The sequence below is a fragment of the Pseudarthrobacter sp. Pseusp20 genome, from assembly GCF_059492155.1.
On sequence record NZ_CP168521.1, the window covers coordinates 2,010,022 to 2,029,457 of the forward strand.

General features: G+C 67.6%; 15 protein-coding genes. 5 read left to right on the plus strand and 10 right to left on the minus strand.

The window, feature by feature from the left end:
- The first annotated feature begins 7 nt into the window (after positions 1-7).
- The gene (locus ACEN9K_RS09340) at positions 8-3,019 is read left to right on the plus strand and encodes a bifunctional [glutamine synthetase] adenylyltransferase/[glutamine synthetase]-adenylyl-L-tyrosine phosphorylase (RefSeq protein WP_488314772.1); all 3,012 of its coding nucleotides are present in this window, start codon (positions 8-10) and stop codon (positions 3,017-3,019) included.
- Positions 3,009-3,554, plus strand: a complete 546-nt coding sequence (locus ACEN9K_RS09345) for a GNAT family N-acetyltransferase (protein ID WP_268002929.1) — start codon at positions 3,009-3,011, stop codon at positions 3,552-3,554. The genes ACEN9K_RS09340 and ACEN9K_RS09345 overlap by 11 nt, the downstream gene beginning before the upstream one ends.
- A gap of 275 nt (positions 3,555-3,829) precedes the next feature.
- Here the strand turns inward: ACEN9K_RS09345 and glnA are convergent, their stop codons facing one another.
- Positions 3,830-5,254, minus strand: coding sequence for a type I glutamate--ammonia ligase (gene glnA / locus ACEN9K_RS09350; RefSeq protein WP_018771543.1), 1,425 nt, complete (start codon positions 5,252-5,254; stop codon positions 3,830-3,832).
- A 283-nt stretch (positions 5,255-5,537) separates the two neighbouring features.
- Between glnA and ACEN9K_RS09355 the strand changes: the two genes are divergently transcribed.
- Positions 5,538-5,975, plus strand: coding sequence for an RDD family protein (locus tag ACEN9K_RS09355; protein WP_488314771.1), 438 nt, complete (start codon positions 5,538-5,540; stop codon positions 5,973-5,975).
- Positions 5,976-6,019: 44 nt separating this feature from the next.
- On the opposite strand, the gene ACEN9K_RS09360 is transcribed toward ACEN9K_RS09355, so the two are convergent.
- From ACEN9K_RS09360 to lipB, 5 genes are all read right to left on the minus strand, one after another.
- Positions 6,020-6,910, minus strand: coding sequence for a DMT family transporter (locus tag ACEN9K_RS09360; RefSeq protein WP_134164390.1), 891 nt, complete (start codon positions 6,908-6,910; stop codon positions 6,020-6,022).
- Positions 6,911-7,012: 102 nt separating this feature from the next.
- On the minus strand, positions 7,013-7,366 hold the full coding sequence (locus ACEN9K_RS09365) for a DUF3817 domain-containing protein (protein WP_018771546.1): 354 nt from the start codon (positions 7,364-7,366) through the stop codon (positions 7,013-7,015).
- A 160-nt stretch (positions 7,367-7,526) separates the two neighbouring features.
- The gene (locus ACEN9K_RS09370; RefSeq protein ID WP_018771547.1) at positions 7,527-8,279 is read right to left on the minus strand and encodes a DUF4191 domain-containing protein; all 753 of its coding nucleotides are present in this window, start codon (positions 8,277-8,279) and stop codon (positions 7,527-7,529) included.
- An 86-nt stretch (positions 8,280-8,365) separates the two neighbouring features.
- Complete coding sequence (gene lipA, locus ACEN9K_RS09375; RefSeq protein ID WP_134164389.1) at positions 8,366-9,385, minus strand: lipoyl synthase; 1,020 nt, start codon at positions 9,383-9,385, stop codon at positions 8,366-8,368.
- Positions 9,382-10,059, minus strand: coding sequence for a lipoyl(octanoyl) transferase LipB (lipB, locus tag ACEN9K_RS09380; RefSeq protein WP_495635695.1), 678 nt, complete (start codon positions 10,057-10,059; stop codon positions 9,382-9,384). Before lipB ends, lipA begins: the two co-directional genes overlap by 4 nt.
- A gap of 127 nt (positions 10,060-10,186) precedes the next feature.
- Here lipB and ACEN9K_RS09385 point away from each other — a divergent pair, with 127 nt between their 5' ends.
- A complete protein-coding gene (locus ACEN9K_RS09385) occupies positions 10,187-11,881 on the plus strand; it encodes a serine/threonine-protein kinase (RefSeq protein ID WP_495635581.1) in 1,695 nt (564 codons plus the stop codon).
- Here ACEN9K_RS09385 and ACEN9K_RS09390 read toward each other — a convergent pair.
- Entirely contained in the window at positions 11,878-12,780 is a 903-nt protein-coding gene (locus ACEN9K_RS09390) for a TIGR01777 family oxidoreductase (RefSeq protein ID WP_018769667.1), read from the minus strand. The two genes, ACEN9K_RS09385 and ACEN9K_RS09390, sit on opposite strands and share 4 nt — an antisense overlap.
- Before the next feature lie 73 nt (positions 12,781-12,853).
- Between ACEN9K_RS09390 and ACEN9K_RS09395 the strand changes: the two genes are divergently transcribed.
- Positions 12,854-16,396, plus strand: coding sequence for a S41 family peptidase (locus tag ACEN9K_RS09395; RefSeq protein ID WP_134164386.1), 3,543 nt, complete (start codon positions 12,854-12,856; stop codon positions 16,394-16,396).
- Between the two features lie 110 nt (positions 16,397-16,506).
- Here the strand turns inward: ACEN9K_RS09395 and ACEN9K_RS09400 are convergent, their stop codons facing one another.
- The 3 genes from ACEN9K_RS09400 to sucB all read right to left on the minus strand — a co-directional run bounded on the left by ACEN9K_RS09400 (position 16,507) and on the right by sucB (position 19,349).
- The gene (locus ACEN9K_RS09400) at positions 16,507-16,935 is read right to left on the minus strand and encodes an OsmC family protein (protein ID WP_018769669.1); all 429 of its coding nucleotides are present in this window, start codon (positions 16,933-16,935) and stop codon (positions 16,507-16,509) included.
- A gap of 140 nt (positions 16,936-17,075) precedes the next feature.
- Positions 17,076-17,429, minus strand: a complete 354-nt coding sequence (locus tag ACEN9K_RS09405) for a hypothetical protein (RefSeq protein ID WP_134164385.1) — start codon at positions 17,427-17,429, stop codon at positions 17,076-17,078.
- A 159-nt stretch (positions 17,430-17,588) separates the two neighbouring features.
- Positions 17,589-19,349 (minus strand): 2-oxoglutarate dehydrogenase, E2 component, dihydrolipoamide succinyltransferase, encoded by a 1,761-nt coding sequence (gene sucB / locus ACEN9K_RS09410; RefSeq protein WP_495635582.1) that lies wholly within the window; start codon positions 19,347-19,349, stop codon positions 17,589-17,591.
- Positions 19,350-19,436: the final 87 nt, after the last annotated feature.

A 19,436-nucleotide genomic window follows, 5' to 3' on the forward strand; every position in this document is an offset into this window, starting at 1 on the left:
GCCAGGCGTGAGCCTGGCACGCCGCCTGATCGCGGCCGGATTCAGCGACCTGGAGAAGGGCGAACGGTTCCTTTCCGCGCGCGAACTCGAGGGCCTGGACCAGGACAGGCTCTTTGCCGGGCTGCACCTTGCGGCCAGTCCGGATACCGCGCTGCAGTCCCTGGTCCGGCTGATCGAAAAGCACCCGCAGCTGCGGGAGCTGGCGGACGCCGAGCCGGAGGCCAGCGAACCGATGTACCGGGTCCTGGGGGCCTCGGAGGCTTTGGGGGAGTTCCTCATCCGGCACCCCGAGCACCTGGAGGCCTTCGAGGTCCGCGCCAGTCCCGAGCCACTGCCGGCCAACCCGGGGCTGTTGCGCGCCACGCTCCTGCAATCCGTGGGGGCCGACCCCCGGGCGGCCCGTCCCGTGGCCGCCGTTACCGGCGTGGACGCCTATGCCGCCCTGCGCACCGCCTACCGGCGGGGACTTGTCGATCTCGCCGTCAAGGACCTGTGCGCCGCGGATCCGCTGGACTTCCTGCCATCGGTGGGCGGTGAACTGGCGGACCTTGCCGCTGCCGCCATCGAGGCTGCCCTCGCCGTCTCCCGGGCCGAGGCCGCGGACCAGCACAGCGCTGCCGATGTGGCCGACGTCGGCCTTGCGGTGATCGGCATGGGCAAATGCGGCGCCCGGGAGCTGAACTACATCTCCGACGTCGACGTCATCTACGTGGTGGACGCCGGCAGCCTGGAGGACGCCCACGCCAACACCATCGGCACGGCACTGGCGAGCGGGATCTCGCGGGCCATTTCATCAGTGGCCAGGGAGCCGGGACTTTGGGAGGTGGACGCGAACCTGCGGCCCGAAGGCAAATCGGGGCCGCTGGTCCGCACCCTCGCCTCCCACGAGACTTACTACGCCAGGTGGGCGGAAAGCTGGGAATTCCAGGCGCTCCTCAAAGCCCGTGCCATCGCCGGTGATGCCGCCCTGGGCCGCGCCTACGAGGACGCCGTGGCGCCGCTGATCTGGAACTCGGCCGGCCGCGAGGGCTTTGTCGAGTCCGTCCAGGCGATGCGCCGCCGGGTCACCGAGCACATCCCGGCCGCCGAGGAGCAGCGCCAGATCAAGCTGGGGCGGGGCGGCCTGCGTGACGTCGAATTCACTGTCCAGCTGCTCCAGCTGGTGCACGGCAAGGCGGATGAGACATTACGACGGCGGGACACCACCTCCGCGATCGCCGCGCTGTCAGCCGGAGGGTACATCGGCCGTTCCGACGCTGCCGCCTTCGACAACGCCTACCGCTACCTCCGGCTGCTGGAACACCGGATCCAGCTGTTCCAGCTGCGCCGCACCCACCTGATGCCCGTGGCGGAGCCTGCGCTGCGCTCACTGGCCAAAGCCGTGCTGGGCCCCTTCTCCAACGAGCGGCCCAGCCCGGACTCCCTGCTGTCCGCATGGCAGCGCACCAAGCGTTCCGTCCGTGAACTGCACGAGCGCATCTTCTACCGGCCGCTGCTGAACACCGCGGCCAAGCTCAGCAGCGAGGACGCCAGGCTCACGCCCGAGGCAGCGCAGGGACGGCTGGCTGCCCTCGGCTACCGGGACCCCCAGGGGGCAATGCGCCACATTGAGGCGTTGACGGCCGGGGTAAGCCGCCGGGCCGCCCTGCAGCGCCAGCTCCTGCCCATCCTGCTGGACTGGCTCGCGGAAGGCGTGGACCCGGATGCCGGCCTTCTTGCCTTCCGCCGCGTCAGCGAGGCCCTGGGCACCACGCACTGGTACCTGGGCATGCTCCGGGACTCCAACGCCGCGGCCGAGCGCCTGTGCCACATGCTCTCCAATTCGCGGCTGATCGCAGACCTCCTGGAAGTTTCGCCGGAATCCGTCGCCTGGCTGGGACAGGACAAGGACCTGGTGCCGCTGGGCTTCGAGGCCCAGTGGCAGGAAATCACCGCGAAGATGGCACGGCACGCGGACCCGGAAAGCGCCATGCGCCTGATCCGCCTGATCCGGCGGCGCGAAATCCTGCGCATCGCCATCGCTGATTCCGCCGGCCTCCTGGACCAGGAACGGGTAGGCGGGGCGCTGGCCGACACGGACCGCGCCGCCGTCCTGGGTGCCCTGCGGGTGGCAGAAGGCATTGTCTCCGCCGGCGGCCCGCTCAAGACCACGGTGCTGGTGGTGGCCATGGGCCGCCAGGGCGGCCGCGAGATCGGCTACGGGTCCGACGCCGACGTCATGTACGTCCACCGCGCACTGCCGGGCTTCTCCGAAGCGGAGGCGCAGGAACAGGCCGCCCGCATCGTTGCCAAGGTATCCAGCCTGCTCACGCAGCCGCTGAAGCCTGCCATCATGGCGGAACGTGTCCTGCAGATGGACGCCGACCTCAGGCCCGAGGGCAAGAACGGGGCCATGGTGCGCTCCCTGGACTCGTTCGCCGAGTACTACCGCCGCTGGTCCCTGATCTGGGAAGCGCAGGCCCTGCTGCGGGCACGCCCCATGGCCGGCGATGACGCCCTGGCCGCTGACTTCATCAGGCTCATCGATCCCATCCGGTACCCGGAGTCCGTCTCGGAGCAGGACGTGCGCGAAATCAGGCGCGTCAAGGCGCGGGTGGAGTCCGAACGGCTGCCGCGCGGCGCCGACCCCGCACGCCACCTCAAACTGGGCCGCGGCGGCCTCAGCGACGTCGAGTGGCTGGTGCAGCTGCTGCAGCTCCAGCACGCCGGTAAGCATCCGGAGCTCCGGACCACCTCCACCCTGGAGGCCCTGGCAGCCGCGGCGGAACTGGGCCTGTTGGACGGCGCCGATGCCCGGCTCCTCGCCGAGGCCTGGCGGCTTGCCAGCCGTATCCGGTCAGCCAATGTCATCTGGAGCGGCAAGGCCTCGGACGTCCTGCCCTCCTCGCGCCGCGATCTCGAGGCTGTGGCTCGCTGGTGCGGCTATGAACCGGGCCGCGCCGCCGCGCTGGAGGAGGACTACCTGAGGGTGAGCCGTCGGGCCAGGGCAGTCTTTGAACGCCTCTTCTATGGGCACTGAACCAGCGCCGTGGGTCTGGCTGGTCCCGCTGCGGGACCTTGATTCGGACGCCCGCGCCATCCAGTTGGGCGCCATCGCGGAAATGTCGCTGGTGCCGGGCCAGGACCGCTTCGTCGGCGACCCGCTGCGGATGGCCCTTGCGGGACTGGCGGAAGAATCACGACGGCCGTACGTGGTCGAGGCCGGAGGCAGCGCCGTCGGCCTGTTGACCTTGCAGTCCGGGGCGGCAACGCTTGCAGGCTGGCCTGACGACCACTCAGCATGGCTGCTGCGCGGGTTCCTCATCGACCGGCCCCACCAGGGCAGGGGCATGGGCACGCTCGCTGCCGCCGCCGCTGTGGAGGCCGGACGCAAGCTCACCGCGCGGCACCAAACTGGCGAGTCCGGCGTCGTACTGTCCGTCAACCAGGAAAACCCTGCGGGCCTGTCCGCCTACCGCCGCGCCGGCTTCGTCGACTCGGGACCGTATACCGGCGGGCCGGCAGGGCCCCAACGAACCATGTTCCGCAGCTTTTCGGCAACGGTACCGGCGTAACTCTCCGTACCGGCATTGCGCTTAGCAAGCGTTTGCCCGATCATGTGGATTGGCGGTGTTCTCCAACCTTGTTGGGGGGAAGGCTGGACAGTCTTCGTTCCGGGGGGCATTCGTCAGGGGGGCCGGCTCCCGGTCTCAGCACGTCTGGAGCCGGGCCCCCACCTAACAGCTGCCGCCCGTGCCACTGAAGGAACGGGCAACGCAAAAGGCGGCCACCGGTTCATCACCGGTGGCCGCCTTTTACTGTTCAGGATTCCTGCTGGGCAGGGCTGGAACTAGACGCCGTAGTAGAGCTCGAACTCGTAGGGGTTCGGGCGCAGGGACAGCGGGCGGATCTCGTTTTCGTACTTGTACTCGATCCAGGTGTCAATCAGGTCCTGGGTGAAGACGCCACCGGCCTGCAGGAACTCGTTGTCCTCGCGCAGGGCCTCCAGTGCTTCCTCCAGGGTGCCCGGAGCCTTGGGGATGTCCTTGGCTTCCTCGGCAGGGAGCTCGTAGAGGTCCTTGTCGATCGGAGCCGGCGGCTCGATGCGGTTGCGGATGCCGTCAATGCCGGCCATCAGCTGCGCAGCGAACGCCAGGTACGGGTTGGAGGAGGGGTCCGGAGCGCGGAACTCGATGCGCTTGGCCTTCGGGTTGGAACCGGTGATGGGGATACGGATACCGGCAGAGCGGTTGCCCTGGGAGTACACCATGTTGACCGGAGCCTCGAAGCCCTTGACCAGGCGGCGGTAGGAGTTCACCGTGGGGTTGGTGAAGGCCAGGACGGCGGAGGCGTGCTTGAGCAGGCCACCGATGTACCAGCGGGCGGTGTCGGACAGGCCGGCGTAGCCCTTCTCGTCGTAGAACAGCGGCTCGCCACCGTTCCAGAGCGACTGGTGGCAGTGCATGCCGGAGCCGTTGTCACCGAAGACCGGCTTCGGCATGAAGGTGACCGACTTGCCCCACGCGTCAGCGGTGTTCTTGATGACGTACTTGAACTTCTGCAGGTCATCCGCAGCGTGGGTCAGGGTGGTGAACTTGTAGTTGATCTCAGCCTGGCCGGCGGAGCCAACTTCGTGGTGGCTGCGCTCGACCTCGAGGCCGGCTTCGTCCAGGGCAACACACATGGCGTCGCGCAGGTCAGCCTGCTTGTCCTGGGGAGCAACCGGGAAGTAACCGCCCTTGACGGCCGTCTTGTAGCCGAGGTTGCCGCCTTCTTCCTCGCGGCCGGTGTTCCAGTAGGCTTCCTCGGAATCGATCTTGTAGAAGCTGCCCTGCGGGGAGGACTGGTACTGGACGTTGTCGAACACGAAGAACTCAGCTTCGGGGGCGAAGAACGCGGTGTCGGCGATGCCGGTGGAAGCCAGGTAGGCCTCAGCCTTCTCGGCTACGCCGCGGGGATCGCGGTGGTACGGGTCTCCGGTGCGCGGGTTGACGATCGAGAAGTTCAGCGCGAGGGTCTTCTCCATGCGGAAGGTGTCCAGGAACGCGGTGGTGACGTCCGGGATCAGCTGCATGTCAGATTCGGCGATGCCCTGGAAGCCACGGATGGAGGAACCGTCGAAGAGCTGGCCGTTGACGAAGAAATCAGCGTCAACACTCTTGGCGGGGACGTTGAAGTGCTGCTGGACGCCCGGAAGATCGGTGAAGCGGATATCGACGAACTTTACATCTTCGTCCTTGATGAACTTGAGGACTTCGTCCGCAGTCTTGAACATCTATGCTCCTAACGCATATGTAAATATCTGGCATGCAAGCCACATGATCCAGCGCAATCCAAAAGCAGGGAGAACGCGGGGTTTTCCCTGCTGCGTACCTGCCGGGGGATTGCTTGAAACTGCTAACAGACTATGGATGCGGCATTTCCCGTCCGTGTCCGCTTTGTTTCGGGCAGGTTACAGAATGCCCTGCTATGACCACGCTATCTTCCGTCCACACTGTGGTCGAGTCCTATCCACACTGTGGGCGCGCCGCCGTGCCGGGGATCGGTAAGCTTGGACGGTGGTAGATCGCAAAGACATTGGGTCCTGGCTCAGCGGACCGGACACCTCCGGTATTTCCAAATATCCGGGGGAGCGGCTGGGCCTTCCGGAGTCCGGTCCGGGCTCCATTGCCCGGGCGGGCCGCAGGATCGCAGCAATCTGCATCGACTGGGGGATCGCCCTGCTGATCAGCAACTTTGCCTTTGCCGGTGACTCCTGGGCCACCCTGGCGGTCTTCGCGATTGAGCAGATCCTGCTGGTGGGAACACTCGGATACAGCATCGGGCACCGGGTCATGGGCATCGCCGTGGTGAAGCCGGGAGGCGGCACCCCCGGACCCCTCGCGGCCCTGGTGAGGGCCGCGCTGCTCTGCCTGGTCATCCCCGCCGTGATCTCTGATCCGGATCAGCGCGGCCTTCACGACAAGGCAATGAACACGCTCCTCATCCGCCGCTGAGCACCGCGTGCCCCTTCTGCGCGTCCGCCGATTCCCTTAGCCGTTCACTTTCCGGTCCTTGCGCGCTGCCGGCGGAGGGCCGGCGCGTTGGTGATGACCACGCCGCCGATCACGATGGCGCCGCCCACCAGTTGCGCCGCTGTATGGACGTGCCCGGCGAGGATGGTGAGGACTGCTGTGAAGACCGTGATGAGGTTGAGGAACACCCCTGCGCCACCGGTGGGCAGGACCGTCAGGGCGCGGTTCCAGAGCAGGTAGGACAGCACCGACGGGAAGACGGCGATAAACAGCAGGGACGCCAGCGCGCTGCCGGTTGAGGGGAGGGCCAGTCCGCCTGTCAGGAAGCGGACCGGGGCCAGCAGGGCCACCGCTGCCGCTGCCTGGACAGCTGTGGCCGTGATCGGCGGGATTTTGGGGGCCAGGCGGCCGATGACTGTGTACGCCGTCCAGACAACCACGGCGCCCACCATCAGGACTTCGCCGGTTCCGAAACCGGCGGAGAGCAGCCTGCCGGCATCCCCTCCGCTGATCACGATCAGGACGCCGGCCAGGGCCAACAGGACGCCGGCGACCGACAACGGTGTCAGCCGTTCGCGCAGGAAAACGGCGGCAGCCAGCGTGATGAGAGCGGGATTGAAGGCGTTGATCAGCGAGGCGTTGAACGCATCGGTGTGCTGCAGGGCGACATACAGCAGGAGGTTGTAGCCGAGCAGCCCGCACACGCTGAGCGCGAGAAGCCACGGCCAGGCGGCCAGGACCGACCGCCAGTCTGGCCGCTCCACAAGCCGGGCTATCACCAGTAGCGGCACCAGTGCGATGGCCCAGCGCAGGAGAACCAGGCTCAGGGGTTCAATGCTTTGGACGGCGCCCGCACCCACCACATAGTTGCCGGCCCAGAACAGCGTCGCCCCCAGGAGGGAGAGGACCGCGACCATTCGCTTACGGCCCTGGGCGCGTGGGGAGGACGGCCCTCCCTTGGCTGACGGCTGTGCCTGCAGTCCTGCATCAGAGGAGTCCACGGTCAGTGATGCGTCCGCCTACGCCCGGCTGGACGCAAGTTCAGCGGCAGGCGCTTCTGCCCCCGGGGCGCTGAGGAAACCGCGCCGTCCGGCCCAGCGCTCAAAAAGGAGGGTGGCGAACGGGAAGACGGCGGAGACGCCCGCCAGCAGAGCCACCATGAAGGGCCAGCGCTGCACCCGCCACAGCATCAGCGCGGCAACCCCATAGCCGACAAACAGCGCGCCGTGCACAGGTCCCGCCACCTGGACGCCAAGCTCAGTGGTTCCGGCGATCCATTTGAAGTACATCCCGGCCAGGAGCGCGGCCCAACTGCAGGCCTCGGCCACTGCGAGGATACGGAAGGCGCGGATCACGGTTGTCCTGGGGTTCATGGTCACGTCCTGTCATGGGTGGATGTCTGGGTCCGGCAGTGGGGGAAGGGGTGCGCCGTTAAGGCGCGCAGGCGGTTTAGGCTAGCGGTTCAGGCAAGCGGTTGGGGCGCAAGAAAAAACGCCCCGGCCGGCAGTGCCGGTACCGGGGCGTTCCCACCAGCTAGCGTCCGCGGTTGGGACGGGCCTTGTAGGGATCGATGCCCTTGGGAATGGGAAGCCGGGTACCCATCGAGGCGATGCGCTTGGACACGGTGCTGACTTCCAGCTTGGTCAGTTCATTCTTCATCTTGCCCATGTGCTTGGCCACCTGGCTCAGCGGCACCTGGCCTTCGCCGTGCCCGGTCTGGATGGTGTGCACAGGAACGTTGGGCAGGATGCGCGCCAGGCGCTTGCGCTCAGCATCGAGCAGCGGCTTCACGCGGTGGGCGGGGCCTTCACTGACAAGGACGACGCCGGGCCGGCCCACGGCGCGGAACACGGCATCCTGCGTGCGCGGATTGACCGCCACGGGCTGTTCCTCGGTGATCCAGCCACGGCGGAGCGTGCCCAGGGCAGCGCCGGAGGCGCCGGGCTGGTTTTCGATCTGTGCAAAGGCGGCGCGTTCGGCCCGGCGGGACAGGATGAAGGTGGCCGCCAGCAGGCCCAGCGGAATGCCGATGATCAGGCCGGTAATCCAGTTGTCCAGCCAGAAGCCCACCAGGAAGCTCACCGCCACAACGCCCAGGAACGCCAGCAGCATCAGCCACGGAACCATGGGGTCGTGGCGGCGGGTCATGGTGAAGACCTCGCCGATCTGCTTAAGCCTGCTGGGCTTCTTGGCCTTTGCTTCCTTCGGCTTGCGCGTGAAGAGGCCGCGCTTCACCGCGCTTGAGCCAGACGGGGTGGAGTTGCTGGAGTCAGGGGATTTCGCCATAGTGCCTCAATTCTACGTGACAAAAGCCAAGGGCCGGACGCTGGAATCTTCCGGCGTCCGGCCCTTGGCCAGTTCATGGCAGGAGGTCAGGAATGTGCTGCCAGGAGGGTGGCGGCTTCCTGGCGGGTGGTGCCGGAGTCCTGGATGCCGTCGGCGATGTGGGCGAGTTCGGCGGGGATGTCGCGGCCTTTTTTGCGCATGGCGGTGGCCCAGAGCCGCCCGGCGCGGTAGGAGGAGCGGACCAGGGGGCCGGACATGACGCCGAGGAAGCCGATTTCCTGGGCTTCGTGCTGGAGGTCCACGAATTCCTGGGGCTTGACCCAGCGGTCCACGGGCAGGTGCCGCTCGGAGGGGCGCAGGTACTGGGTGATGGTGATCAGGTCGCAGCCGGCGGCGTGGAGGTCGCGGAGTGCTTCGCTGATTTCTTCGCGGGTTTCGCCCATGCCCAGGATGAGGTTGGACTTGGTGACCATGCCCAGGTTCCGGCCCTGGGTGATGACGTCCAGGGAGCGGTCGTAGCGGAACGCGGGGCGGATCCGCTTGAAGATCCGGGGCACGGTTTCCACGTTGTGCGCGAAGACCTCGGGGGCGGAGTCGCAGATGGCCTTGATGTGCTCGGGTTTGCCGGAGAAGTCCGGGATGAGCAGTTCCACGCCGGTGCCGGGGTTCAGTTCGTGGATTTTGCGGACGGTTTCGGCGTAGAGCCAGACGCCTTCGTCTTCCAGGTCGTCGCGGGCGACGCCGGTGACGGTGGCGTAGCGCAGCTGCATGGATTGGACGGAGCGGGCCACCTTGGTGGGTTCGAACCGGTCCAGGGGTGAGGGTTTGCCGGTGTCGATCTGGCAGAAGTCGCAGCGGCGGGTGCATTCGGAGCCGCCGATCAGGAAGGTGGCTTCCTTGTCTTCCCAGCATTCGAAGATGTTGGGGCAGCCGGCCTCTTCGCAGACGGTGTGCAGGCCTTCCTTTTTCACCAGGTTCTTCAGGCCGACGAATTCCGGGCCCATCTGGACCTTGGCCTTGATCCACTCCGGTTTGCGTTCCACCGGGACCGCAGCGTTGCGCTGCTCAATCCGCAGCATCTTCCGGCCTTCAGGTGCCAATGTCACAGTAGAGCTCCTTCAGGGCTCGAAACCAATGCTTCTTCATGCTTGTGGAATTCCTCCACGAAACGGTCCACGATATCCGCGGGCCGAATGTCCCGGCCTGTTTCCAGGGACATGGTGGTCACGCCGGCGTCGGTGATGCCGCAGGCGATGATCTGGCCGTAGGGTGCCAGGTCGTTGCTGCAGTTGATGGCAATGCCGTGCATGGTGACGCCGTTCAGGACCCGGATGCCGATCGCCGCGATCTTGCGGTCGGGGCCCTTGGCGTCAGCCTTGATCCACACGCCGGCCCGGCCCTTGATGCGTTCGGCCTTGATGCCATAGTCCGCCATGACCGTGATCATGATGTCTTCCAGCCGCTCCACGTAATCCCGGATGCCTGCGCGGTTCCTAAGCTTCAGGATGGGGTAGGCAATCAGCTGGCCCGGCCCGTGCCAGGTGAGTTTGCCGCCACGGTCCACCGCAACCACCGGCGTACCGTCAAACGGCCGCTCATGGTCCTCGGTCAGCTTGCCGGCCGTGTAGACGGCGGCGTGCTCCAGAAGCAGGACTGTGCTGGGTGCAGCTCCGGCGACAACCTTGTCATGGAGTTCGCGCTGGGCGTCCCAGCCTTCCATGTAGTCAACGAAGTCAGGGGCAAGACCCAGCTGTGAAAACTCAAGAGTCATGGCATCCAGCTTAGACCCCGCAGCCGCACCGGCCCGGTTTAGTGTCCAAGCTCACCGGCGCCCCGCTTTGTGACCGCGGCGGGCACGCCTGTGGATAACTTCTGCAGCAGGGCCGAAACTCGACTAGACATGCAGTATGGACGATGCACAGGCGCCGGAGGTTCCCGGTTATGACGTCGGCAGGTTGCTGGGCCGGGGCGGCAGTGCCGACGTGTGGCTGGCCAGGGAACAAAGGACCGGCAGGGATTGCGCGCTCAAATGCTTCCGCGGCGCAGGCCGCCGGTCCCTGGGCAGCACGGCCGTCAGCGAAGAGGATGTGCGGCGGGAGATCCGGATCCTGTCGGTCCTGGACCACCAGCACCTCATCACGGCGCACGACGTGGTCCGGGTGGCAGGGCCCGGCGGCGGTACGGCCTTGACCATGGATTATGCCGCCGGCGGCTCGCTGGCCCAGTTGGTGTCTGCCCGTGGCAGGCTCACCGTAGGCGAGACGGTTACCGTCCTGACTCCCATCTTCCAGGCCCTGGGCTACCTGCATGGAAAAGGCTTCACGCACTCGGATGTCTCGCCCGGGAACGTGCTGTTCACGGGGCAGGGCAAGCCCATGCTCTCCGACCTCGGCGTCGCCAGGATGCTCGGCGACCCGGGCAGCGCGGCGACCTTTGGAACTGGCGGATTCCTGGATCCTTCCCCCGTGGACGCCGTCCGCGCCGGCCTCCAGCCAGGACGCGATGTGTTCTCCGCGGCGGCCCTGGGCTGGTTCTGCCTCACGGGTGAGGTGCCCGGCCGCACTGCCGATCGTCCGCCGTTGTCCCTCCTGGTTCCAGGTGTCCCCAAGGATCTGGCGGCTGCCCTGGAAGCAGGACTGAACGAGGACCGGAGGCTGCGCCCTGACGCGGTGTCGCTGGCCGCGGCCGTTTACCGCAGCGCCGAACCCCAGCCGGTGGACCTCTCCGATGCCGTCCATCCCACCGTCCTGCCAGAGCTGCTGACACGGCGGCACGTTCCCGGTCCGTCCAAGGGCGGCAGCCTTCGCATGAAACTCCAGGGCATGCGCCGCCGGATGGAAACCTGGCGCTGGCCAGCGCGGCCGGTGCCGGCGCCGAACACCGCCCTGCCGCAGTCAAGCGCCCTGCCGCAGTCAAGCGCCCTGCCGCCGTCAAACGCGGCGCCTGCGCCGCGCGGAAGGCACGCGGATGGGACTGTTGCCGGCCGGGGCACTCGGGTGGTGGTGAGTGCAGTCATGCCGGCAGTTGCTGCGTTGGCAGCCGGAATATGGTGGTTGTCCGCGGCCGCCGGCCAGGGGGCGGGGCCGGATGGTCCCGCAGCCGGTCGGCCGCCGGTGTCCGCAGCCGCATCCGGGACTGTTGCCGGCGGGACGGAAGCGGTTGGTTCCGTTGACGAGGCCCGGCAGCGGGCAAGGGCTACTGATCCCGTGGTTGCCGTGCAGGGGCTGGCGGCACTGCGGGATTATGCCTTCAGAGCAGGCAGGTTGGAGCTGCTGGGGGACGTGAACGCCGCCGGGTCACCTGCAGCTGCCGCCGACGAGCGCATCGCCGGCCAACTCCACCCTTCCGGGCACCGCCTCGCCGGATTTACCAGCACGCTGTCCGGGGTGGCGGCCGAAGTCGGCGGGACCCCGGACCGGGCGGTGCTGGCGGTGACATCGGCCACCTCCGGGTACCAAACACTCGATGCGGCGGGTGCTGTGCTGGCAGCGGGGGCTCCCAGCCCGGAACGGCGGCTTCGGCTGGTCCTGGTGTTCGTGGACGGCCAATGGCGGGTCAGCGACATTCTGGCGGTCCGCGCGTCCGGGGAAGGGCCGGGCTAGGCGGCGGGGTCCTGGCCGGCCACCCAGCGGGCGGCGTCTTCCAGGCGCCCGTGCTGCCATTGGAATCCGGCCGAGGACAGGACTGCCGGTTCCATCCGCTGGCTGTGCAGCAGCAATTCCTCGCCGAGGCCCGGCATCACCGTGCGCAGCACGGGGGCCGGGACCCTGAGTATGGCGGGCCGGTGCAGGGCGTGGGCCAGCGCCGCGACGATCGTGTTGACGTTCGCCTGCTCCGGCGCGTTCACATTCACCGCGCCGGAGACCGGTGTTTCGAGGAGGAAGAGGAAGGCGGCCGTAACGTCCGGAAGCGTTACCCAGGGCCAGAACTGGCGGCCGTTGCCGAACGGACCACCAACTCCCAGGCGCAGCAGTGGAAGCAGCTTTCCCAGCGCGCCACCGGAACGGCTGAACACCACCCCGGTGCGGGGCGTCACCACGCGTACCCCTGCCGGCGCCATCAGCGCAGCCTGCTCCCACTCAACGCAGATCTGCGCCAAAGTCCCGGAACCGGCGGGTGCGTCTTCACGCAGGACAGTATTGCCGGCGTCGCCGTAGAAGCCGGACGCCGACTGGCTGATGAAGGTTGCCGGCGGGGCATCCAGCTGTGCCATGGCCTGCACCAGTGTCCTGGTGGGCCCCAGCCGGGAACTGAACAGCTCCGCCACCCGCTTCCGCGTCCAGGGTCTGTCGCCAATTCCGGCACCTGCGAGGTTGACGACGGCGTCTGCCCCGGCAAGGACGCCGGGGTCCAGGACACCGGCCGCCGGATCCCAGCGGATTTCGGTGGCACCGGCAGGCGGCCGGCGGACCAGGGACACCACCGAATGGCCGGCACTGCGGAAGGCTGCGGACATGGAGCTGCCGATGAGCCCGGAGGCGCCGGCCATGACGATATGCATGGTCCATCTCACCACGGCAGCAAGGGCTGTGTACCTCCCGCGGCGCAGGGGAGGGGTTGACTATGATCGAACGATGACCTCTTCGAGCTACTTCCGTTTCCCGCATTTGCACGGCGATCTGGTCACTTTCGTGGCCGAGGACGACGTGTGGATTGCGCCCCTGGACGGCGGCCGCGCGTGGCGCGTCTCGTCGCTCCAGCTTCCTGCCCGCAACCCGCGTTTCACCCCGGACGGCAAGCGCCTGGTCTGGACGGTTGTGCAGGGAACGGCGCCGGAAGTTGTGTCGGCACGGGTCGACGGCGGCGGGTACCGCCAGCTCACCTACTTTGGCCACAGCACCACGAAGGTCAAGGGATTCACTGCCGGCGGTTCGGTGGTGGTCACCAGCGCCTTCCGCCAGGCCGAAAGCCGGCACACCCACGCATACAGTGTCCCTTTGGAGGGCGGCTGGGCGCAGGAGCTCCCCTACGGGCCGGTGGAATCCGTTGCATTTGGCCCCGAGGTGGGCGACGAACGTCCCGTGGTGCTGGCCAGCGTGCTGTCCCGCGAACCGGCCTGGTGGAAGCGGTACCGTGGCGGGACGGCGGGAAAACTGTGGATCGACCGCGACGGCAACGGGGAGTTCGAGCGGCTGCTGCCGGACGTTGACGGCAACCTCACCGATCCCCTGTGGGTGGACGGCCGGATCGCCTTCCTGTCCGACCACGAAGGCTACGGCAACCTGTACTCGGTCCTTCCCAACGGACAGGACCTGCGGCGCCACACCGACCACCAGGACTTTTACGTCCGGCACGCCGCCTCGGACGGCAAGCGCGTCATTTTCGAATCAGCCGGCGAACTCTGGGTCCTGAATGATCTTGGCTCGGAGGCTGTAAAGCTGGACATCACCCTTGGCTCGGCATCGCAGACCAGGCGTCCCGCCCTCCTTGATGCCGTCAAGCACCTGGGCGCGGTGGCGCCGGATGCGGCGGGGGCCGCCAGCGCGGTGGAGTCGCACGGAACCATCCACTGGCTGCGGCACAAGGACGGGCCGTCCCGCATCATCGAGGCCACCCCGGGAGTGCGGGCCCGGCTTCCCCGGCCCTTGGGGGATGGCCGCATCGCCTACATCGCGGACCACGACGGCGTGGAGGCACTGCATATCAAGGACATTGCCGCTCCAGTACCGCACGGCGCCGGGCACGCGCCGGCAAGCGGCGGCAAGGCCGGCGCAATTTCTGAAACTCCCGATTCCGAAAATCCCGCTCCCGCCGATACGGCACAGGACGGCGCGGCAGGGCCGGAAACGGTCAGCCTGCCGCAGCCTGTTCCCGCGTCCGGCGCGGCAGTGCTGTCCGGAGGGGCCGTCCACGTGCCCGCGGACGACGAACAGCAGGCAGATGTTGCACCGCAGGCCCCGGCCCCCGCGGCCGACGCCCAGGAACCCGCGGCAGAACCAGGCATCACCGTCCCCACGCCGTCACGCGCCAGTTCGCTGGAAGCAAGCCCCGACGGCCGCTGGGTTGCCCTGGGTACCTCGTTTGGCGACGTGCACGTCCTGGACACCCGCAGCGGAGATCTCTCGCGGGTGGCCAGCATTGGCGAAGGCAGCATCTCCGAGCTGGCATGGTCGGCGGACTCCCGCTGGCTGGCCTGGTCTGAACCGGTCACGTCCTTTGGCTCGCGCAGCCGGCTGCGCCTGGCCACCGTTGACCAGCTCGATGCCGAACCGGTGGACGTGACCGACGGACGCTTCCGCGACGCCTCGCCCGCCTTCACCCCGGACGGAAAGTTCCTCGCCTTCCTGTCCAACCGCAGCTTCGATCCCGTGTACGACGGACATTCGTTCGACCTCTCCTTCCCCAGCCCCATCAAGCCGTACCTCGTGGCACTCGCCGCGGAGACGCCGTCGCCCTTTGGCCCTTCCGTTGATCCCGCGGGCGCCGGGCCGGAAACCACAACGGACGCGGATGCCACAGCCGGCGCCGAAGCACGGGATGATGCCGTGCCTGCCGTGCACGTGGACGCGGAGGGCCTGGCGCACCGCGTCATCAGCGTTCCCGTGCCGCAGGGCAACTACAGCTCGCTGAAGGCCGTTGACGGCGCCCTCCTCTGGCTCGACTCAGCCCTGGCCGGCGTGACCGGCGACGGAAAGGCCAGCCAGGAGGACAAGGACGCCAGCCCCAGCCTGGTCCGGTACGACATCGGACGGCGCAGGCAGACCACCCTGGTGGACGCCGTGGACAGCTACCGGCTCTCCGGCGACCGCAGCAAGGTGGTACTGGTTTCCGACAAACAGGTCACCGTGGTGCCTTCTGACGCCAAGGCGGACGAGGACTCCGGCAAGGCAGTCAAAGTGGACCTGGGCCGGATCCGCGTCCTGATGGACCCGCTCAGCGTCTGGGGACAGGCGTTCGATGAAGCCTGGCGCCTGCAGCGGGACTTTTTCTGGACCGAGGACATGGCGGGGCAGGACTGGGAATCCATCCACGCCCGCTACCGGCCCCTGGTCGGGCGGCTGGGCTCCCACGATGACCTGGTGGACCTGCTGTGGGAACTGCACGGCGAGCTGGGGACATCGCACGCGTACGTGCGCCCCGCTCCGGTTACCGAACGCGGCAGCCGGGGACAGGGCAGGCTGGGCGCAGACCTGGCGCACACCGCCCACGGCTGGGAAATCAGCCGCATCCTGGCCGGCGAGTCCTCCGACCCGCTTGCCATCTCCCCGCTGACCAGGCCCGGGGTTGGGGCCAAGGCGGGAGACATCCTGCTGGCCATTGACGGCGTCCCGTTGTCCGGAGCCGTCACCCCGGCCATGCAGTTGGTGGGAGCGGCCGGCCGTGCCGTGGAGCTGACCCTCCTCAACGGCCCGGGGCACGGCGGTGCCCAAGGCACCCAGCGCCGGGTCGCCGTCGTGCCCATCAAGGATGAGGAGCGGCTGCGTTACCAGGAATGGGTTGCCGGCAACCGGCGCACCGTCCGGGAAGCGTCCAACGGAACCTTTGGCTACCTGCATATCCCGGACATGATGGCCAACGGCTGGGCGCAGCTGCACCGCGACCTCGATACGGAAACAGCTCTTGACGGCCTGATCGTCGATGTCCGCCGCAACCGTGGGGGACACACATCGCAGCTCGTCGCGGAACTGATAGGCCGCAAGGTCACCGGATGGAGCATGCCGCGCGGGGAAAAGCCGCGGACCTACCCCCACCACGCACCCAGGGGGCCCGTGATCATCCTCGCGGACGAGTTTGCCGGGTCCGACGGCGACATCATCACCCAGGTCTCGAAGCTGCGTGGCATCGGCCCGGTCATCGGAACACGTACGTGGGGCGGTGTGGTGGGCATCGACAACCGGTTCGCGCTGGCGGACGGCACCGGCGTCACCCAGCCCCGCTATGCCAACTGGTTCAGCGGCGGCGTGGGGTGGAGCGTGGAGAACTACGGCGTTGATCCGGACATCGAAGTGACCTTCCCGCCGCACGCCTACGCCGCGGGGCGCGATCCCCAATTGGAGTACGGCATTGGGGCGCTGAAGGAAATGATCCAGGAACTGCCGACCGACCGGCCGCCGGCGCGTTCCGGCTACCGCCGGTTGAAGCCCGCTCCGCTGCCCGCCCGCCGGCAGGAGAGCTAGCCTTCACCGGCAACAGCAAAGGCCCTGCCTTTCCGGGATTGCCCGGAAGGCAGGGCCTTTGCGTTGTGCAGACGGTGGCGCTCAGATCATGCGCTCAAGGCCGGCGTGGCCTAGGACTGCAGGGTGGCGTCCAGGGTGATCTCGATGCCGGCCAGGGCCTGGGACACGGGGCAACCCTTCTTGGCGGCTTCGGCAATGCGCTGGAAGTCTTCCTGCGAGATGCCGGGGATGCGGGCCTCCAGGGTCAGGTGGCTGCCGGTGATGCCGGTGCCGGGCTGGAAGCCAACCTCGGACCTGGTGTTGACCTCCTCCGGCGTGAATCCCGCCTGGCTGAGTTCGTGGCTGAAGGCCATGGAGAAGCAGGCGGAGTGGGCTGCAGCGATCAGCTCTTCGGGGCTGGTCTTTCCGCCGGCAGCCTCCGTGCGCGCCTTCCAGGTGACATCGAAGGTGCCCAGGCCGGAGCTGTCCAGGGTGGTGTTGCCAGAGCCCTCGGTCAGGCTTCCGGTCCATACCGTGTGGGCGTTGCGTGTTGTAGCCATGTCTCTCCTCAGCGTCGATTCGATCCGGGCCCGGCACCCGCGGCCGGACCCACCGTTTTCCATCCTAGGGACCAGGCACCTCCTGTGCACGGATTGTCCGCTCTCAGAGGATTATGACCGGGGCCCCCGGGGTGGAGCGGTTACTGCCAGATGGTGGCGATGGCGATGTTGACCAGGGCCAGCCCGCCCACGCCATGGGCGAGCCCGGTGGAGACGGGCTGGCCGTTCTTGGCCTTGCGTGTCCCAATGACAGCCAGGACGGCGACCACGACGGCGATGACGAACTTGATGCCCAGCTTGGCGTAGTTGGGATCCTTGTCCGGCAGGAACGGCAGGATGCCCATCATGGCGATGCCGGTCAGCAGTTGCAGGAAGGCGCCGTCACGCTGGCGGGGGTGCACGGTGGGCGTCCGCATCGTGGCGATCCAGTAGCCCACGATCATGGCGGCTCCCACCACGTGCAGGAAAACCAGGATGTTGAAGAGAATATTCATGGCTCCAGCTTAGCCAGTCAGTTCTACGGCCCGTAGCAAAGCCACGCGCACGGGGGCTCCGGGCGCAGGCGGCTGCGTTGGTTAAACCGCGACGGCGGTGCCGGCTGCGGGAGGTTTCCCACCCATGCCGGCACCGCCGTTGTCGTATTGCTGCGGAGGCTAGAGCCCCAGGTCCGCTTCGAAAGCGCCTTCTTCGAGGCGTGCCTTCAGGGTCTGGAGGAACCGGCCGGCGTCGGCACCGTCCACCAGGCGGTGGTCGTACGTCAGGGACAGGTACATCATGGAGCGGATGGCGATCGAGTCGTCGCCGTTTTCGTCAGCAACCACGACGGGCCGCTTGACGATGGCGCCGGTGCCCAGGATGCCCACCTGCGGCTGGTTGATGATCGGGGTGTCGAACAGCGCGCCCACCGAGCCGATGTTGGTGATGCTGAACGTGCCGCCGGACAGTTCGTCCGGGCCGATCTTGCCGTCGCGGGTGCGGGAGGCAACGTCGGCGATCTTGCCGGCGAGGCCGGCAAGGTTCAGGTTGCCGGCGTCTGCGATGACCGGAACCAGCAGGCCCTTGTCAGTGTCGACGGCGATCGCCAGGTGTTCGGCGTTGTGGTAGGTGATTTCCTGCTTGTCCTCGTCGTAGGCAGCGTTGAGCTTGGGGTGCTGCTTGAGGGCCTCGGCCACGGCCTTGGCGATGAAGGGCAGGAACGTCAGCTTGGTGCCGTTCTGGGCCTGGAAAGAGTTCTTGGCCCTGGCGCGCAGCTTGGCGACCTTGGTCATGTCCACCTCGTGGACCTGGGTGAGCTGGGTGGAGATCTCCAGGGACTCGCGCATGCGCCGGGCAATGACCTGGCGGATGCGGGGAGCCTTCTGGGTGGTGCCGCGAAGCGAGGAGGCAGCTCCAGCCGATGCGGCCGGTGCGGATGCGGCAGGGGTTGCGGCCGGTGCGGCAGCGGGAGCCGCCTTGGCTTCAGCGGCGGCGATGACATCCTGCTTGCGGATGCGGCCGCCGACGCCGGTGCCGGACAGTGAAGTGATGTCCACCCCGTGCTGGTTGGCCAGCTTGCGGACCAGGGGAGTGACGTAGCCGGATTCGGACCCGTTGGCCGGTGCGGCCTCCTGGGCTGCAGGGACTGCAGCGGGAGCGGGGGCTGCCTTGGGCGCTTCCTGGGCGGGTGCCTGAGCTGCGGGGGCCGGGGCGGCAGCCGGAGCTTCCTGCTGGGGGGCTTCCTGCCGGGGAGCCTCGGCGGGGGCCGGTGCAGCCTGGGGAGCCGGAGCAGCGGCAGCGCCGGAGCCGATGACGGCCAGCACGGAACCGACTTCAGCGGTCTCGTCCTCATTGACCCGGATTTCCTGCAGCGTGCCGGCAACCGGGGACGGGATCTCGGTGTCCACCTTGTCCGTGGAGACTTCCAGCAGGGGCTCGTCGACCTCCACCTGGTCGCCAACGGCCTTGAGCCATCGGGTGACAGTGCCTTCGGTGACGCTTTCGCCCAGTGCGGGGAGGGTTACTTCATGGCTTTCGCCGCCGCCTGCGGCGGGTGCCTCCGGTGCCTCCGGTGCGGAAGGTGCCTGGGCCGGGGCTTCAGGAGCGGGTGCCTCGGTGGAAGGCGCCTCCGCAGGAGCGGGAGCTTCCTGGGCCGGTGTCGCAGCGGGAGCTTCCCCGGCTGGGGCGGAACCGCCGCCGGAGCCGTCACCAATGCGTACCAGGGGTGCGCCCACCTCGGCGGTCTCGTCTTCAGCGACCAGGATTTCTTCAATCACGCCAGCTACAGGAGAGGGGATTTCAGTGTCTACTTTGTCGGTGGAGACTTCGAGCAGCGGCTCGTCCACCTCTACCCGGTCACCTACCTGCTTGAGCCAGCGGGTGACGGTTCCTTCGGTGACACTCTCACCGAGGGCGGGCAAGTTAACGGATTCAGACATGTCGTCCCCGTTCTCCTTATTGATCTTTAGTGCGAATGATTGCTGCCTTGTTGGAAGCCTAGTGCACCCGGTCTGGACGACCGGGTG

Coding starts and splice junctions, on each gene's coding strand:
- ACEN9K_RS09345 (WP_268002929.1), top strand. CDS start 3,009: ATGGGCACTGAACCAGCGCCGTGGGTCTGGCTGGTCCCGCTGCGGGAC.
- glnA (WP_018771543.1), bottom strand. CDS start 5,254: ATGTTCAAGACTGCGGACGAAGTCCTCAAGTTCATCAAGGACGAAGAT.
- ACEN9K_RS09360 (WP_134164390.1), bottom strand. CDS start 6,910: ATGGTCGCGGTCCTCTCCCTCCTGGGGGCGACGCTGTTCTGGGCCGGC.
- ACEN9K_RS09365 (WP_018771546.1), bottom strand. CDS start 7,366: ATGAACCCCAGGACAACCGTGATCCGCGCCTTCCGTATCCTCGCAGTG.
- ACEN9K_RS09370 (WP_018771547.1), bottom strand. CDS start 8,279: ATGGCGAAATCCCCTGACTCCAGCAACTCCACCCCGTCTGGCTCAAGC.
- ACEN9K_RS09385 (WP_495635581.1), top strand. CDS start 10,187: ATGGACGATGCACAGGCGCCGGAGGTTCCCGGTTATGACGTCGGCAGG.
- ACEN9K_RS09390 (WP_018769667.1), bottom strand. CDS start 12,780: ATGCATATCGTCATGGCCGGCGCCTCCGGGCTCATCGGCAGCTCCATG.
- ACEN9K_RS09395 (WP_134164386.1), top strand. CDS start 12,854: ATGACCTCTTCGAGCTACTTCCGTTTCCCGCATTTGCACGGCGATCTG.
- ACEN9K_RS09400 (WP_018769669.1), bottom strand. CDS start 16,935: ATGGCTACAACACGCAACGCCCACACGGTATGGACCGGAAGCCTGACC.
- ACEN9K_RS09405 (WP_134164385.1), bottom strand. CDS start 17,429: ATGAATATTCTCTTCAACATCCTGGTTTTCCTGCACGTGGTGGGAGCC.
- sucB (WP_495635582.1), bottom strand. CDS start 19,349: ATGTCTGAATCCGTTAACTTGCCCGCCCTCGGTGAGAGTGTCACCGAA.